This window comes from Crossiella sp. CA198, assembly GCF_052078295.1.
Classification (GTDB): Bacteria; Actinomycetota; Actinomycetes; order Mycobacteriales; family Pseudonocardiaceae; genus Crossiella.
In genome coordinates this window covers 250015-265941 of sequence record NZ_JBQJIM010000011.1, presented here as the reverse complement: position 1 = coordinate 265941, position 15927 = coordinate 250015, and the positions used below count along the sequence as shown (strand labels likewise).

Annotated in this window: 15 protein-coding genes; 8 read left to right on the top strand and 7 right to left on the bottom strand. The window is 70.9% G+C overall.

Annotated features, from left to right (window positions below; all coding sequences use genetic code 11):
* Positions 1–94: 94 nt before the first annotated feature.
* The gene (locus ACTOWY_RS20430) at positions 95–409 is read right to left on the bottom strand and encodes an ArsR/SmtB family transcription factor (RefSeq protein WP_441311236.1); all 315 of its coding nucleotides are present in this window, start codon (positions 407–409) and stop codon (positions 95–97) included.
* Positions 406–840, bottom strand: a complete 435-nt coding sequence (locus tag ACTOWY_RS20425) for an SRPBCC family protein (RefSeq protein WP_441311235.1) — start codon at positions 838–840, stop codon at positions 406–408. Before ACTOWY_RS20425 ends, ACTOWY_RS20430 begins: the two co-directional genes overlap by 4 nt.
* A 120-nt stretch (positions 841–960) precedes the next feature.
* On the opposite strand from ACTOWY_RS20425, the gene ACTOWY_RS20420 reads away from it, so the two are divergent.
* Positions 961–1872: a LysR family transcriptional regulator gene (locus ACTOWY_RS20420; protein ID WP_441311234.1), complete on the top strand. Its 912-nt coding sequence runs from the start codon at positions 961–963 to the stop codon at positions 1870–1872.
* Between the two features lie 58 nt (positions 1873–1930).
* Positions 1931–2431 (top strand): peptidylprolyl isomerase, encoded by a 501-nt coding sequence (locus ACTOWY_RS20415; protein WP_441311233.1) that lies wholly within the window; start codon positions 1931–1933, stop codon positions 2429–2431.
* Between the two features lie 67 nt (positions 2432–2498).
* Here the strand turns inward: ACTOWY_RS20415 and ACTOWY_RS20410 are convergent, their stop codons facing one another.
* A complete protein-coding gene (locus ACTOWY_RS20410) occupies positions 2499–3455 on the bottom strand; it encodes an SDR family NAD(P)-dependent oxidoreductase (protein WP_441311232.1) in 957 nt (318 codons plus the stop codon).
* Positions 3456–3631: 176 nt separating this feature from the next.
* On the opposite strand from ACTOWY_RS20410, the gene ACTOWY_RS20405 reads away from it, so the two are divergent.
* The 3 genes from ACTOWY_RS20405 (at position 3632) to ACTOWY_RS20395 (ending at position 8941) form a co-directional block, all read left to right on the top strand.
* Positions 3632–5416, top strand: coding sequence for a glycoside hydrolase family 2 protein (locus ACTOWY_RS20405; protein ID WP_441311231.1), 1785 nt, complete (start codon positions 3632–3634; stop codon positions 5414–5416).
* 94 nt (positions 5417–5510) lie between these two features.
* On the top strand, positions 5511–6695 hold the full coding sequence (locus tag ACTOWY_RS20400; protein ID WP_441311230.1) for an acyl-CoA dehydrogenase family protein: 1185 nt from the start codon (positions 5511–5513) through the stop codon (positions 6693–6695).
* A 62-nt stretch (positions 6696–6757) separates the two neighbouring features.
* Positions 6758–8941: a thiamine pyrophosphate-dependent enzyme gene (locus ACTOWY_RS20395; protein WP_441311229.1), complete on the top strand. Its 2184-nt coding sequence runs from the start codon at positions 6758–6760 to the stop codon at positions 8939–8941.
* Positions 8942–9622: 681 nt separating this feature from the next.
* On the opposite strand, the gene ACTOWY_RS20390 is transcribed toward ACTOWY_RS20395, so the two are convergent.
* The gene (locus ACTOWY_RS20390) at positions 9623–10102 is read right to left on the bottom strand and encodes a winged helix-turn-helix transcriptional regulator (RefSeq protein WP_441311228.1); all 480 of its coding nucleotides are present in this window, start codon (positions 10100–10102) and stop codon (positions 9623–9625) included.
* A gap of 47 nt (positions 10103–10149) precedes the next feature.
* Between ACTOWY_RS20390 and ACTOWY_RS20385 the strand changes: the two genes are divergently transcribed.
* On the top strand, positions 10150–11022 hold the full coding sequence (locus ACTOWY_RS20385; protein WP_441311227.1) for a ketopantoate reductase family protein: 873 nt from the start codon (positions 10150–10152) through the stop codon (positions 11020–11022).
* Here ACTOWY_RS20385 and ACTOWY_RS20380 read toward each other — a convergent pair.
* Positions 11019–11822, bottom strand: coding sequence for an SAM-dependent methyltransferase (locus ACTOWY_RS20380; RefSeq protein ID WP_441311226.1), 804 nt, complete (start codon positions 11820–11822; stop codon positions 11019–11021). The two genes, ACTOWY_RS20385 and ACTOWY_RS20380, sit on opposite strands and share 4 nt — an antisense overlap.
* A gap of 74 nt (positions 11823–11896) precedes the next feature.
* On the opposite strand from ACTOWY_RS20380, the gene ACTOWY_RS20375 reads away from it, so the two are divergent.
* On the top strand, positions 11897–12988 hold the full coding sequence (locus ACTOWY_RS20375; RefSeq protein ID WP_441311225.1) for a serine hydrolase domain-containing protein: 1092 nt from the start codon (positions 11897–11899) through the stop codon (positions 12986–12988).
* Between the two features lie 13 nt (positions 12989–13001).
* Positions 13002–13592: a mycothiol-dependent nitroreductase Rv2466c family protein gene (locus tag ACTOWY_RS20370; RefSeq protein WP_441311224.1), complete on the top strand. Its 591-nt coding sequence runs from the start codon at positions 13002–13004 to the stop codon at positions 13590–13592.
* Between the two features lie 6 nt (positions 13593–13598).
* Here ACTOWY_RS20370 and ACTOWY_RS20365 read toward each other — a convergent pair whose 3' ends face one another.
* Both ACTOWY_RS20365 and ACTOWY_RS20360 read right to left on the bottom strand, forming a co-directional pair.
* Positions 13599–14267 carry a response regulator gene (locus ACTOWY_RS20365; RefSeq protein WP_441311223.1) on the bottom strand — a complete coding sequence of 223 codons (669 nt, stop codon included), beginning with the start codon at positions 14265–14267 and terminating at the stop codon, positions 13599–13601.
* Entirely contained in the window at positions 14264–15835 is a 1572-nt protein-coding gene (locus ACTOWY_RS20360; protein WP_441311222.1) for a sensor histidine kinase, read from the bottom strand. Before ACTOWY_RS20360 ends, ACTOWY_RS20365 begins: the two co-directional genes overlap by 4 nt.
* Positions 15836–15927 lie beyond the last annotated feature (92 nt).

The window sequence follows — 15927 nt, the reverse complement described above, 5'->3', positions numbered from 1 at the left end:
CGTTGGCCGAACCGGCGTACCAGTTCGGCCAACACCGCGTACGACAACGGCCAACACGCCGACGAGGTACGGGCCGGACCGCTGGCCGCGGGCCCTACCCCTCGGCCAGCCGCTTGATCGTGGACAACCGGCTGTCCCAGTCCGCGGCCACCCGGCGCATCCACTCCGCGGTGGCCAGCAAGGCCTCCGGACGCACCGAATAGCGCACCTCCCGGCCCTGCCGCCCCCCGGCCACCAGTCCGGCGCGGTCCAGGACCACCAGGTGTTTCACCACCGCCTGCCTGGTCACCGGCAGGTGTCCGGCCAGGGTCGTCGCGCTCGCCGATCCCAGTCGCGACAGCTTCTCCAGGAGCTGCCTGCGCAGTGGGTCGGCCAGCGCGACGATGACCTCGTCGACCTGATCGGTCATGCCGCGCGCTGGACGTACTCGATCAGCTCGTCCAGCTCGGCCTTCCAGCCACCGGTGTTGTCCTGGGAGTGCTGGAGCTGCCGCTCCGCGGGCACCTCCAGTGCGCTGAACCCGGTCTCCACCACGGTCAGCTCGGTGCCCTCGCCCTTCTCCGCGAGGGTGAACTCGACCAGCGTGGTCTTGCCCTGTTCGGCGGGGCCGTGGTCGACCAGGTTCCAGCGGTAGGAGAAGAAACTCGGCGGCTCCACCCGTTCCACCACCGCGTGGCTGGTGCCGTGCTCGGTCCAGCCGAAACTGGCCGCGCCGCCGGGGCGCAGGTCGACCTCGGCGGTCTGGCCGAACCACTGGGCGATGTGCGTGGGCTCGGTGAGCACCGCCCACACCCGTTCCACCGGCGCGGCGATCTGGATCTGACGTTCGATGCGGTCCATCTATGTACCTCCTCTAGGCGCAACCCCAGAGTTGCACATCCTCACCCGTGGCGCAACTCTTGGGTTGCAGATCCTCGGTAGGGGGTGCCGTGGCGTGTCCGATCTCCGTAGAGTCGCGCAATGCTCAACCCGATCCATTTGCGGACTCTGCGGGAGTGCGTGCGCACCGGATCCTTCGCCGAGGCGGCGCGGAACCTGGGCTACACGGCCTCCGCGGTCTCCCAGCAGATGGTGCTCCTGGAACGCGCGGTCGGCGCGCCGTTGTTCGAGCGCTCCGCGCGCAGCGTGCGGGCGACCGCGGTGGCCGAGCTGCTGGCCGAGCGCTGCGGCGCCGTGCTCGGCGCGCTGTCCACAGTGGAGCGAGAGGCGAAAGCCCTGGTAGCCGGGGACGCGGGCACGTTACGCCTGGCCAGTTTCGCCACCGCGAACGCCAAGGTGCTGCCGGTGGCGCTGGCCGCGATCGTGGCCGCCCGGCCCAACGCCGAGGTGCACCTGGACGAGGGCGAGCCGGACGAGGTCCTCGGCGGCGTGCTGGAAGGCACCCTGGACGCCGCGGTGGTCTTCGCCTACGACCTCGACCCCCGGGTGTGGCCGGTGGAACTGCGCGGCACCGAGCTGCTCGCCGAACCCCTCGCCATCGCGCTGCCGGAATCGCACCGCCTGGCCAGCGGGCAGGAAGTCGACCTGGCCGAACTGGCCGGGGAACGCTGGATCTGCACCAGGGCCGACACCGCGGGGGCCCGCTCGCTGAGCCGGATGGCCACCGCGGCCGGGTTCGATCCCGGCATCATCTTCCGCAGCAACGACTACGGCGTGGTCGCCGAACTGGTCGCGCGCGGTCTGGGCGTGGCCATGATGCCCCGGCTGGCCGTGCCCGACCACGGCGTCCGGGTGCTGCGTCCCGCTGGCTGGCAGGCCTTCCGCCGGGTGCTGGTGCTGCACCGCCCGCAGAACAGCAACCCGCTGCTGCCCCTCGCCTTGGACTGCCTGGCCCGCTCCTGCGCCGACCTGCGCACCCGCTGGACGCCCTGACCTGCGCCGACCGTGGGGCGGTCAGCAGGCCCCCAGGTGCGATGACAGAATCGGCGGCATGACCAAGGCACGTCTGGAAACCAACCACGGCCCGATCGTTCTGGAGCTGGACGCCGTCAAGGCGCCCAACTCGGTGGCGAACTTCGTGGAGTACGTGAACAAGGGCCACTACGACGGCACGATCTTCCACCGCGTCATCAGCGGTTTCATGATCCAGGGCGGCGGGTTCGAGCCGGGCCTGAAGCAGAAGCCGACCGGCACGCCGATCAAGAACGAGGCCACCAACGGCCTGAAGAACTACCAGTACACCGTGGCGATGGCGCGCACCGGCGACCCGCACTCGGCCACCGCGCAGTTCTTCATCAACACCGTGGACAACGACTTCCTCAACCACACCTCGCCCACCCCGAGCGGCTGGGGTTACGCGGTGTTCGGCAAGGTCGTCGAGGGCACCGAGACCGTGGACGCGATCCGTGGCGTGGCCACCGGCACCACCAGCGGCCACCAGGACGTCCCGAAGGCCGACGTGGTCATCGAAAAGGCCAGCATCGTCGACTGACCAGCGACCCTGTCCCCGGCCGGCGCCCCACCACCGGCCGGGACAGTGTCCCTTTTTTTGGCCCTGGTCAGTTGCCGACCAGCAGGTCAACCCCGGTCGCCTCGGCCGAGTAGGCCCACAGCCGGGCCGCCGACTCCGGGTCGACCGCGTATCCGGCGACGCCGGTGGGATCCTGCGCGCTGCCGCCGATCTCGACGATCTCGCAGTCGTCCAGGTACACCCCGCCCAGGCCGGCCAGCTGGGGCGAGGTCGCGGCCCACACCTGGGTCGCGGCGCCCTGCGCAGGCGTCTTGAACGAGGCGTCCAGGGGGTTGCCCTCCTCGTCCGCCCAGCCGTTCGCGATCTGCTCGGCGAGCGGGATGTGCCGGGCCAGCGGCGTGGCGATCACGCCAGGGTGCAGCGCGAAGGCCCGCACTCCCTGGTCCCGCCCGATCTTGTCCAGGTGCACCGCCATCAGCACATTCGCCGTTTTGGACTGCCCGTAGGCCTGCCACTTGTCGTAGCCGGTGGCGAAGTGCACGTCGTCCCAGCGGATGTCGGAGAAGTGGTGCGCGCCCGAGGACACCGCGACCACCCGGGCCGCGCGCTCGGCCAGCGCCGGCCACAGCCGGTTGACCAGGGCGAAGTGTCCGAGGTGGTTGGCCGCGAACTGGAGTTCCCAGTCCGGCCCCACCCTGGTCTCCGGGCTGGCCATCACCCCGGCGCTGTTGATCATGATGTCGATGCCGCGGCCGGTGGCCAGGAAGGCGTCCGCGAAGCTGCGCACGCTGTCCAGGTCGGCCAGGTCCAGCGCGGCGACCTCGGCCTCGTCGCCGAGGGCCTCGGTGGCCAGGATCGGACGCCGGGCCGGGACCACGACGTGCGCGCCCGCCGCGGCCAGCGCCCTGGCGGTCTCCAGACCGAGCCCGGAGTAACCGCCGGTGACCACGGCGAGTGTGCCGGTCAGGTCGATGCCCTTGAGCACGTCGGCAGTGGTGCTCTGAGCGCCAAAACCGGAGCCGATGGGCTGCTGTGGGGTCCTCATGGCAGCGACGCTATGACCTGGAGCGCGCTCCTGGTCAAGCGTTCCACTGTGGACGGTCCCGCCTGCCACCGATGTCTGCCCGTTCCGGTACGCCGCGGCGGTCGAACATCAACTTACAACGTTGTACACTGGAGTTCCGCGACCGTGTCCTCAACCGTAACGGGAGCCCTGGTTTCGTGACCGCCGCGCATCTCGCCGCAGCCGACCACCCTCGCCCCCAGCTCATCCGCGATCCGGACTGGACTGATTTGTCCGGTCCGTGGGGGTTCGCCCACGACGACGCCGACACCGGCCTGGCCGCGGGCTGGTTCCGCGTCGCCGATCCGTTCGACCGCACCATCACCGTGCCCTACCCGCCGGAGTCCCCGCGCTCCGGCATCGCCGACCGCGGTTTCCACCCGGTCCTGTGGTACCGCCGCGAGTTCACCGCGATGCCGCCCGCGCCCGGCCGCGCGCTGCTGCTGCACTTCGGCGCGGTGGACTACCGCGCGACCGTGTGGGTCAACGGCCACCAGGTCGGCGCGCACGAGGGCGGGCACGTCGGCTTCTCCCTGGACATCACCGGCGCGCTGGCCGCCTCCGGCGCGCAGGTGATCACCGTGCGGGCCGAGGACCGTCCGCAGGATGTCGCCCAGCCGCGCGGCAAACAGGACTGGTCGGCCGATCCGCACGTCATCTGGTACCACCGCACCTCCGGGATCTGGCAGCCGGTCTGGCTGGAGGAGGTCCCGGCGCTGCGGTTGGACTCGCTGCACTGGACCCCGGACGTGGCGGCCCGGCGGGTGCGCTGCGAACTGGCGCTCAACACCTGGCCCGCCGAGGCGCACACGGTCGAGGTCGAGCTGAGTCTCGGCGAGGAAGTCCTCGCCGTGCAGAGCTTCCGGCTCACCGACCGCGAACTCCAGTGCGATATCACCATTCCCGCACTGCGCAACGCCCAGGACCTCGACCGTCTACTGTGGACACCCGAACACCCGCACCTGATCGACGCCACGGTGCGGCTGCGCCGGGCGGACGGCAGCCCGGTGGACGAGGTGGCCGCCTACTTCGGGCTGTCCAGTTTTGGCACCGCGGACCGGCGGTTCCTGGTCAACGGCCGCCCCTACTTCCTGCGCTTCGCGCTGGCCCAGAACTACTGGCCGGAATCGCACCTGGCCGCCTCCGCCGAAGAGCTGCGCCGCGAGGTCGAACTGGCCAAGTCGCTGGGGCTCAACGGGATCCGGGTGCACCAGAAGATCGAGGACCCGCGCTTCCTGTACTGGTGCGACCGGCTCGGAATGCTGGTGTGGGAGGAGATGCCCAGCGCGTTCGAGTCCGGTCCGACCACCGCGCAGCGCCTGCTCGCCGAGTGGCCGCGAGCCATCCACCGCGACCGCAGCCACCCCAGCATCATGGCCTGGGTGCCACTCAACGAAAGCTGGGGCGTGCCGGACATCGGAACCGACCCGGCACAGCGCCACCTCGCCAGGGCCCTGTTCCACCTGACCAAATCCCTGGATCCGTCCCGCCCTGCCATCGCCAACGACGGCTGGGAGATCACCGGCGGCGACTTCTGGGGCGTGCACGACTACCACCAGGACCCGGACACCCTGAAATCCCGCTACACCAGGGAAAACCTGGAACACGGCCACTTCACCGAACGCTGGCCCAACTCCCGCAGGCTGATCCTGGACGGCGAGCGGTACGCGGAGCAGCCGATCATGCTCAGCGAGTTCGGCGGGGCCACCTTCACCCCGGCCAACGGCGAGGAGGTCTTCGGCTACGGCTCGGTCGACTCCGCCGAGGAGTACGCGGCGATGCTGACCGCGGTGATCGGCGCGGCCCGCTCCGGCGGCCTGGCCGGATACTGCTTCACCCAGCTCACCGACACCGAGCAGGAGACCAACGGCCTGCTCGACGAGCGCCGGATGCCCAAGATCCCACTCGATCGGCTGCACTCGATCCTGTCCCGCAACCCCTAGCCCCAGCCGTCGTTGTGCTCAGCGCGAAGGTCCGTCGGCCTGGCGGACTTGGGTCCGTCCCGGCCGCCGGGCCATGCTGGACTTCCGGTGCGAGATGAGCGGAGAGACGATGCCCGAGCGGATCGACCCACTGGATTTGCTGTCCGCGAACGGGCTGCTCAGCGAGGAGGAGCGGCTCATCCAGGACACCGTCCGGCGGTTCGCCGAGCAGCGGCTGCGCCCGGTGATCGGCGACTGGTTCGAGCGCGGCCACTTCGACCCTGAGCTGGCGCCGGAGTTCGGCAAGCTCGGGCTGCTCGGCATGCACCTGCAAGGCTACGGCTGCGCCGGGTCCAGCGCCGTCGCCTACGGGCTGGCGTGCTTTGAGCTGGAGGCGGTGGACTCCGGGTTCCGCAGCTTCGTCTCGGTGCAGGGTTCGCTGGCGATGTACGCGATCCATCGGTGGGGGTCGGAGGAGCAGAAGCAGCGCTGGCTGCCGGAGATGGCGGCAGGCCGGGCGATCGGCTGCTTCGGGCTCACCGAACCCGATCACGGCAGCGACCCTGGCGGCATGCGCACCACCGCGAAACGCGATGGCACCGACTGGATCCTCAACGGCGGCAAGATGTGGATCACCAACGGCAGCGTGGCCGACGTGGCCGTGGTGTGGGCGCAGACCGAGGACGGCGTGCGCGGTTTCCTGGTGCCGCGCGACACTCCCGGCTTCAGCACCCGCAAGATCACGCACAAGCTGTCCCTGCGCGCCTCGATCACCTCGGAGCTGTTCTTCGACGACTGCCGGCTGCCCGCCGACGCCCAGCTGCCCGAGGCGGCCGGGCTGCGCGGTCCGTTGAGCTGCCTGAGCGAGGCCCGCTTCGGCATCATCTTCGGCGCCCTGGGCGCGGCCAAGAACTGCCTGGACACCGCGATCGAGTACTCGGTCACCCGCACCCAGTTCGACCGGCCGATCGCCGGTTTCCAGCTCACCCAGCAGAAACTCGTGGACATGGCCCTGGAGGTGCAGAAGGGCTTCCTGCTCGCGCTGCACCTGGGGCGGCTCAAGGACGCTGGCCAGTTGCACCCGCGGCAGGTGAGCATCGGCAAGCTGAACAACGTGCGCGAGGCCATCAAGATCGCCCGCGAGGCCCGCACCATCCTGGGCGCCAGCGGCATCACCCTGGAGTACCCGGTGCTGCGGCACGCCAACAACCTGGAGTCGGTGCTCACCTACGAGGGCACCAGCGAGATCCACACCCTGGTCCTCGGTGAGGCCCTCACCGGCACCTCGGCCTACCGATGACCCACCCGGTAGACCAGCATTTCCTCGACACTGTAAGGAATCTGCCCACAGCACAGTCCACAGTGGACTTGCCACTGGGCCTGACCGCCGAGCGCGCACTGGCCCTGTTCGACGCCCAGCTCGGCAGCCGCCACCTCGACCTCGCCGCGCGCGCCCTGGGCACCCGCGGCGAGGGCTTCTACAGCATCGGCTCCAGCGGCCACGAGGGCAACGCGGCCCTCGCCGCCGCCCTGCGCGTCACCGACCCGGCCCTGCTGCACTACCGTTCCGGCGCCTTCTACCTGGCCCGCGCCGCCCAGCACCGCGGATCCACGCCACTGCGCGACGTGCTGCGCGGCATCACCGCCTCCGCCGCCGAACCCATCTCCGGCGGCAGGCACAAGGTCTTCGGCCACCGCGCCCTGTCCATCATCCCGCAAACCTCCACCATCGCCTCCCACCTACCCCGCGCGGTAGGCGTCGCCTTCGGCATCGAACGCGCCAAAAAGCTTGGCCTGCCCACCGAATGGCCACCCGACGCCGTCGTCGTCTGCACCTTCGGCGACGCCTCCGCCAACCACAGCACCGCCACCGGCGCGATCAACACCGCCACCCACTGCGCCTACCAGAACCTGCCGCTGCCGATCCTGTTCGTCTGCGAGGACAACGGAATCGGCATCAGCGTGCGCACCCCCAAGGACTGGATCCGGGCCGCCTACGGCAACCGCCCCGACCTGCGCTACTTCGACGCCGACGGCACCACCCTCCCCGAAGCCGCCCAAGCAGCCGAGGAAGCCGTCACCTGGGTCCGCACCCGCCGCGCCCCCGCTTTCCTGCGCCTGCGCACGGTCCGCCTGATGGGTCACGCCGGCTCCGACGTCGAATCCGCCTACCGCACCCAGTCCGAGATCACCGCCGACCACGCCCGCGACCCCCTCCTGCGCACGGCGCTCCTACTGGCCGAACACGGAATCCTGACCCCAGCACAAATCCACACCCGCTACGAGTCCAAGCGCACCGAAGTCGCCACCCTGGCCGCCGAAGCCACCACCGAACCCAAACTCACCTCAGCCGCCGAAGTCCTGACCCCCCTCACCACCGCACCACCACTCCCGGCCCCGGCACCCTGCACGCCCCCACCCGCGACCAGCACCCCCTCCGCACTGCGGCCCACGGACCCCCTCCCGCAGCCCACCCGCGTCACCACGGAACCCCTCACCCTCGCCCAGTCGATCAACCAGGCCCTCGCCGACCTGCTCACCCAGGACCCCGCCACCCTGATCTTCGGCGAGGACGTCGCGACCAAGGGCGGCGTCTACGGCGTCACCCGCGGCCTGCGCAAGGCCTTCGGCGCGGCCAGGGTCTTCGACACCCTGCTGGACGAGCAGACCATCCTCGGCACCGCCCTGGGCACCGCGCTCACCGGTTTCCTGCCCATCCCGGAAATCCAGTACCTGGCCTACCTGCACAACGCCGCGGACCAGCTCCGCGGCGAAGCCGCCACCCTGCGCTTCTTCGCCAACAACCAGTACCGCAACCCGATGATCGTCCGAATCGCCGGCCTGGCCTACCAGAAGGGCTTCGGCGGCCACTTCCACAACGACAACTCCCTGACCGCCCTGCGCGACATCCCAGGCCTGGCCATCGCGGTCCCCTCCCACCCAGCCGACGCCGCCCCCCTGCTCCGCGCCTGCGCCACCACCGCCCGCCACCACGGCACAGTCAGCATCTACCTGGAACCCATCGCCCTGTACCACACCCGCGACCTGCACACCCCCGGCGACAACGCCTGGCTCGCCCCACATCCCGGCACCACACCGGCGGAGTCCCCGCACCTCGGCACCGCACCGGCGGAGTCCCGGCGCCTCGGCGCCGCAGTGGCGGAGTTCGGCCGCGCCCGGACGCACGGCGACGGCACCGACCTGACCATCATCACCTTCGGCAACGGCGTCCCCATGAGTCTCCGAGTGGCCCACCGGCTCGGCCTGCCCTGCCGCGTGGTGGACCTGCGCTGGCTGGCCCCGCTACCGGTGGCCGACATCCTGCGCGAGGCGTCGGCGACCGGCCGGGTGCTGATCGCCGACGAGACCCGCCGCACCGGCGGCGTGTCGGAGGCCGTGATCACCGCGCTCACTGATCACGGGTTCCAGGGCCGGATCCGACGGGTGACCAGCGCGGACAGCTTCATCCCGCTGGGACCGGCGGCCAGCCAGGTGCTGCTGTCCGAGGCCGACATCGCGAAGGCCGCGCTGGAGCTGCTGGCCTGACCGGGCCGCGCTGGCGGCACCAGCCTGACATCGCCCAGGCGGACCGGCGGACCGGGCTACTCGCCCTGCCCAGCCTCCGTGCTGGTCCGTGGCCGGTTGATCCTGGCCCGCTGCCCGCCCCCGCCACCGCTTCCTCTGCGGAACGCTTTTCACCCCGATTTGGTTGCCTTCATGTTTTGATCAAGGTGAATCTCCGGCGCTGTGCTCACCCATTCAGGTGAGGCGTGACTGCTGACTGGCGGGTGGTGCCAGCGGGACGGGTGGGTTTGTTTGGGCTGGTCGGGCTTGTGATCGTGGAGTGGCTCGGCGGGTTTGGGTGGGCAAGTCGAATTTACCCGGATGGTGGCGGTTGTGGTTCGACTCATCCACAGGGGCCGCGCGGAACAGGGCTGGCCACACACCGCACACCGCTCCGCCCTGCACACCACCTCACATTGCACACCGCTCCACCCCGCGCGAAAACGCCGCCCCACCTCGCCACCCCGCGCTCCACCTCGCCGCACCGCACCGCACCGCACCGCACCGCACCGCACCGCACCGGCCAGCACACCACCCTGCCCGACAAGACACGCCGCCTGACCCGCGAGACATCCAGCCCACCCCGCTGCCCCGCGCCCCGCGCCACCCCGCGCGGCCAGCCCGCCACCCCGCGCGGCCGCCACCCCACCCCCCACCTCACCGCTAAGCCCGCGGCAGCCGCGCCTTCTTGACCGGATGCGCCACCCGGGTAGCCGTGTAATGGAACCCCTTCCCGTCCACCCGCTTCCCCGTATGCCGATCCACCAGCACCGGATCAACCTCCGCGCCAGTGGCGTTGTCGCGCAACCGCACCGCCGCCTTCTTCCGCGTCACATGCTTGCGCCCCCACGCCCCCAGCGCCTCGATCACCGGCTGCAGGTCCCGGCCACGGTCCGTCAGCACGTACTCATCCCGCGGCGGCCGCTCCTGATACCGCCGCCGCTCCAGCAGACCCCGGTCGCACAGGTCACCCAGTCTGCGGGTCAGGGAGTTCGGCGAGATGCCCATGCTCTGCTGGAACTCGTCGAAGCGGGTGAGGCCGTGCAGGGCGTCGCGGATGATGAGCAGGCTCCACCACTCGCCGACCTGGTCCAGGGTTTGGGCTATGGCGCAGGTCATTTCCTCGAAGCTCTTGTGGCGCATGCCGTAGGGTAACTTCCATCGTGGAATCTACGCGTACTGGAGGGCTCATGGCGACCATCGGAGTGCTGGGACCGGGTGGGGTCGGCGGGTTGATCGCGGCTCGGTTGGGTGCGGCTGGGCACGAGGTCACCGTGGTCGCCACTGAGCGGACGGCGGCCGAGATCACCGCGCGGGGGCTGTCGTTCCAGGCCCCGGGGGTGGCGCCGAGGGTGAGTTTTCCGGACGCCCGGCCTTGGCTGACCGCGCCGGTGGAGGTGCTGGTGGTGGCGGTCAAGGCGACCGAGCTGCTGGCTGCGGTGCAGCGGGTGCCCGCGGCGGTGCTGGGCAGTGCGACCGTGTTGCCGTTGCTGAACGGCGTTGATCATCTGCCGGTGTTGCGGGCGTGGTACCCGCGGGCCTCGGTGGTGGCGGCCAGTATCGCGGTGGAGGCGGCGCGGCACCGGCCGGGTGTGGTGGAGCAGCTTTCCCGGATCGCCGATCTGGTGGTGGCCGACGGCACACCGGAGGGCGCCGCGGTGGCGGAGCTGTTGCGTGCGGCGGGGTTGACCGTGACAACCGATGCCGATGAGCAGACTGTGTTGTGGCGCAAGCTGTCCTTTTTGGACCCGTTCGCGTTGCTGACCACCGGCACGAATGCCGCTATTGGGGAGGCTTTGCGGCTCAAGGAATCCTGGGTCCGGCCGTTGGTGGACGAGGCGGCGGCCGCGGCGGCTACCTGGAACGTGCGGATCGACACTGACGCCGTGGCGGCGCGGATCCGTTCACTGCCTGCGACCATGCAGTCCTCGATGCTGCGGGATCGGCGGGACGGGCGTGCGCTGGAGCTGGACGCCATCGCGGGGCCGGTGATCCGGGCGATCGGTGCGGAGAAGGCGACTACCACGGTGGAAGTAGCGCGGACGATTCTGGCCGCGGGCTAGGGTTTGGTGGCCGCGCCCGCGTAGAAACCGCTGACCGGCTGGGGTGGCCGGCCTGGTTCGGGGTGCCAGTCCACCGCGTCGACCAGGCCGGGCGGGATCAGTGGCAGCCTGCCGAACATCGCGGCCACCTCGGCCAGGGTGCGGGGGTGGATCGGGGTGGCGCTGCGCTGGTACAGACCGGCCACCGTGCGCCATTCCGGCGGCAGGTTGTCCGTGGTGACATGGGAAATCGCCACCAGACTGCCGGGCGGCAGCGCCGAGACGTACTGCCGGACCACCCCGGGCGGATCGTCCTCGGTGGGCAGGAAATGCAGTACCGCCACCAGGAGCAGTGCGATGGGCTGATCGAAGTCCAGCTGCGCGCGCACCCCGGGATCGGTCAGCACCTGGGGCACATCACGCAGATCCGCCTGCGTGACACTCACCCGCGGATGTCCGGCCAGCAGCCGGTGGCTGTGCGCGACCGCCACCGGTTCCACGTCCACATAGGCGATCCGGCACCGCCGATCGGCCGCGTGCGCCACCTCGTGCACATTCGACTCGGTCGGGATTCCCGAGCCCAGGTCCAGGAACTGGCGGATCCCGGCGCCCACCGCGTGCCGCACCACCCGGCCAAGGAACGCCCGGTTCAGCCTGGCCGCCCTGGGCAGTTCGGGGCGCAGCGCGATGGCCTGATCAGCGAGTTCGCGGTCCACCGGGAAGTTCTGCGTGCCGCCCAGGAAGTAGTCGTACATGCGCGCGGGGTTCGCGCGGGACAGGTCGATCTCCCCGCTCACCCAGCCCAGCTCGTCCGGACCCACACAAATGAGTGTGCGCACCGCTGCCGGCTTCCGGCAAGATGACAGTGGCAGGTTGCCACCGGAAGGGGAGTCCGTTGCCACCGATCCGCACCGTGACCACGGTCTGCGTCGCGCTGACGCTACTGGCCACGTCTACAGGTATCGCCGCCGCACACACCGATCCGCACCGCGAGGCCGTGCAGGAACAGGTGAACGCGGTGGTGGCCGGTGGCGCGGCAGGCATGCAGGTCCGGGTCACCAGGGACGGCCGGGAATTCACCGTCCGCGCGGGGGTGGCCGAACTCCGCACCCAGCGGCCGGTGCCCCTCGATGGGCGGTTCCGGGTCGGCAGCATCACCAAGACCTTCGCCAGCGTGGTCACCCTGCAACTGACCGCCGAGGGCAAGCTCGGCCTGGACGAACCGGTTTCCCGTTATCTGCCAGGGCTGTTGCCCGACGGCGAACGGATCACCGTGCGGAACCTGTTGCAGCACACCAGCGGTCTGCACAACTACACCGACGACCTGCCGCAGGACCCGAAGGAGTTCCTGGCCCGCCGCTTCGAGCACCGCTCGCCGCTGGAACTCGTACGCGGCGCGGCGCGGAAGCCGCTGTTGTTCCCGGTGGGCACGAAGCACTCCTACTCCAACACCAACTTCCTGGTGGTGCAGCTGCTGATCGAGCAGGTCACCGGACGGCCGTGGGCCGCGGCGGTGTACCAGCGGATCCTGCACCCGCTGCGGCTGCGGGACACCGAGGTGCCCGTGGACAACCCGTTCATCCACGGCCCGCACGCGCACGGTTACCTGATGGTGGAAGGGAAACCGGTCGACATCACCGAGATGAACCCGTCCAGGGCGGGCGCCACCGGGGCGATGATCTCCACCACCGCCGACCTGGACCGCTTCCTGCGCGCCCTGCTCGCCGGCCGGTTGCTCGCCCCGGCCCAGCAGGCCGAACTGACCAAGGTCACCGCGGTCAGTCCCGCCTACGGCCTCGGCTTCTTCCCGGTTCCCACCAGTTGCGGGATCACGGTGTGGGGCCACGGCGGCGGCCTTCCTGGCTACCTCAGCATGATGGTCGGCGCCGCCGACGGCAGCCGCCGGGTCGAGGCCTCGGTGACCATCGGCACCGGCGTGGATCAGCAGGCACTGCGCAAGTCCGTGGACAGCGCGGTGTGCGCCTGACACCCTGGTCCGGGTGGAGGAAACCGACGTCGACTTCTGGTTCGACCCCAGCTGCCCCTACACCTGGGTCACCGCGCGCTGGCTGACCGAGGTGGAGAAGGTCCGGCCGATCAGGTTGCGGTACCACGTGATGAGCCTGGCCGTGCTCAACGAACACCTGGAGGTCGACCCGGAGGGCGACACCGAGGGTTTCCTGTGGTGGCCGGTGCGGATCTGCGTCGCGGTCGAGCAGCGGCACGGACAGGACGCGCTGCGCCGGTTCTTCACCGCCTACGGCGCCCGGGTGCACGAACGCGGCGACTGGGGCTGGGCGGAGGCGCTCACCGAGGCCGGGCTGCCGGCCGAACTCGCCGAGGCGGCCGACGGCGAGGACTACGACGCGGCCCTGCGTGCCTCGCACGAACGCGGGATCTCGTTGGTGGGCAAGCACGTGGGCACCCCGATCATCGCCGCCGAGGGCGCGGCGTTCTTCGGGCCGGTGCTGTCCAAGGCGCCGCGCGGGGAGGCGGCCGGGCGGCTCTGGGACGGCGCCCTGCTGGTCGCGGGCACACCCGGATTCCACGAGCTGAAAGGCGTTCCGCACCAGCCGGCGGACTTCACCTGAGCCGGATTACCGGTCGGGGCCGAGCAATCCGGCCTCGTGCGCCACGATCGCGGCCTGCACCCGGTTCGCACAGTCCATTTTGGTCAGGATGCGGCTCAGGTGCGCCTTGGCCGTGCCCACTCCGATGTGCAGCCGCTGCGCGATCTCGGCGTTGGACAGGCCCTCGCCGACCAGTTTGAGCACCTCGCGTTCGGCGTCGGTGAGCCGGGCGACCCTGGGCGCGGCATCCGGCGCCCGGTTCGGGCCGAGCAGGTGGGTTTCGATCAGGTCGCGGGTGATCCGCGGTCCCAGCACCGACTCCCCCGCCGCGGCCAGCCGCACCGCGCGGATCAACTCGGTGGGCCCGGTGTCCTTGAGCACGAACCCGGTCGCCCCGGCCCGCATCGCCTGCGCCACATAGCGTTGCTCGCCGAAGGTGGTGAGCATGACTACCCGGGTGTCCGGCGCCAGCCGGGCGATCTCCCCGGCGGCGGCCAGCCCGTCGCCGCCGGGCATCCGGATGTCCAGCAGCGCCACGTCGATGCGTTGCCGCACACAGACTTCCACCGCCGACGGACCGCTGTCCGCCTCGGCGACCACGCTGATGTCCTCGGCGCTGTCCACGATCATCCGCACCCCGGCCCGCATCAGCCGTTCGTCGTCGGCGATCAGCACCCGGATCTCCTGCTCGCTCACCGGCGCAGCTCCTCCTTGGCGACCAGTACCCCGTCCCGGAAACACAGTCTGTACTGGCGCACCGCGGGATCGTCCACCGCACGATAGTGGAAGCACTCGCTCTGCTCCGGAATGCCCACCGGGTCGAACAGGCTGAGGTCGTTGCCCTCGCCGAACCGCTCGCGCACCGCGTCCTGGCCGGTGCCCAGGCCGAGTCCGGTGTAGTCGGCGGACTTGATCGGGCTGCCGCCGGTGACCAAACCCAGCAGCACGACCGCCACCGCGACCAGCAGGATCGGCACCGCCCCGAACAGCGCCAGGCAGCCGGAGCCGAGCACCCGCCCCGCGGTGAGCACCTCGGCGGCCAGCGGTCCCGGTGGCTGGATCGGTGCGGGCCGTTCCGGCGCGGGCCCGGCGGGCGGCAGCCGAGGCAGCTCGGCCCGCACCAGGAACCCACCGTCCACAGTGGACTCGCCGGTGAACCGGCCGCCGGCCAGCGCGACCCGTTCCTCCAGCCCGGCCAGTCCACGCCGGGTGCCCGGCACCCCGTCCGCGGCCACCGGACCGTTCTCCACCACCACCAGGACCCGTTCGCCCTCGGCGAGCACCCGCACCCTGGTGGTCGCGGCCGGGGCGTGCTTGTGCACGTTGGTCAGTCCCTCGCGCACCACCCGGTGCACCGCGCGCCGCACCCGCACGTCCACCTGGTCCAGATCCGGGCCGCGCCACTCCAGTTCGACGTCCACCCCGACCCGCCGGGATTCGGTCACCAGCCGGGCCAGATCGGCCTGGGTGCCGCTGTCCTGGTCGAGTTCCTCGGCCGGGCCGACCCGCAGGATGCCCAGCACATCGCGCAGTTCGGCCATGGCGGTGCCCGCGGTGGTGCGCAGCAGGTGCGCGTGCTCGCTGAGTTCGGGGGCCTGTTTGGCGGTGGCCAGTTCCAGCGCGCCGGCGTGCATGGAGATCAGGCTGAGCCGGTGCCCGAGCAGGTCGTGCATCTCCGCGGCGATGTGCGCGCGTTCGGCGGTGCGCGCCTCCGCGGCGGTGAGCAGCCGGACCTGTTCCAGGTACTCGTTGCGGTCGTGCAGCACCCTGGACAGCGGCCGCCGCCGTCCCACCAGCAGGCCGGCGAAGACGGGCAGCACCAGCAGCCCGACGGTGATCGACAGGTACCCGGCCACCTCGTCCGCGCCGAAGTCGAGGCTGGGACCGGCGAGCAGGAACCCGGCCAGCACGGTCACCGCCAGCGCGGCCCACAGTCGCCGCCGGGGCTGCGCCCAGCGCCCGGCGTGGAAGCTGATCACCGCGATGACCGGCAGCGCGGCCACCCAGCCCACCAGGTACAGCCCGACCGTGCCGATCAGCGCGGCGGCAGGCCAGCGCAGCCGGGCCAGGGTCAGGGTGACGGCCAGGACCGCCCCGAGGATCGGATGGGACATCGGCAGCGGCAGCAGGACGAGCGGTAGCAGTGCCAGGCCGAGCACGGCCAGTACCAGCAGCGCCTCGGCGACGATCCGGGCCGGGGAGGCCGCCCGCACGGCGTCGCGGATCAGTCGGGGCTCCGCGCGGAGCCGGTCCAGCCAGGTCACGTGTTCTCCGCCTCTGTGGTCCAGTTGGCGTAGTACATCGTGCCCGGTCAGGCAGCGGACAGTGCCAACCGGCCAGGGTGAGTCAGCCGATC

Coding starts and splice junctions, on each gene's coding strand:
- ACTOWY_RS20390 (WP_441311228.1), bottom strand. CDS start 10,102: ATGCGCCACAAGAGCTTCGAGGAAATGACCTGCGCCATAGCCCAAACC.
- ACTOWY_RS20410 (WP_441311232.1), bottom strand. CDS start 3,455: ATGAGGACCCCACAGCAGCCCATCGGCTCCGGTTTTGGCGCTCAGAGC.
- ACTOWY_RS20415 (WP_441311233.1), top strand. CDS start 1,931: ATGACCAAGGCACGTCTGGAAACCAACCACGGCCCGATCGTTCTGGAG.
- ACTOWY_RS20420 (WP_441311234.1), top strand. CDS start 961: ATGCTCAACCCGATCCATTTGCGGACTCTGCGGGAGTGCGTGCGCACC.
- ACTOWY_RS20425 (WP_441311235.1), bottom strand. CDS start 840: ATGGACCGCATCGAACGTCAGATCCAGATCGCCGCGCCGGTGGAACGG.
- ACTOWY_RS20400 (WP_441311230.1), top strand. CDS start 5,511: ATGAGCGGAGAGACGATGCCCGAGCGGATCGACCCACTGGATTTGCTG.
- ACTOWY_RS20430 (WP_441311236.1), bottom strand. CDS start 409: ATGACCGATCAGGTCGACGAGGTCATCGTCGCGCTGGCCGACCCACTG.
- ACTOWY_RS20385 (WP_441311227.1), top strand. CDS start 10,150: ATGGCGACCATCGGAGTGCTGGGACCGGGTGGGGTCGGCGGGTTGATC.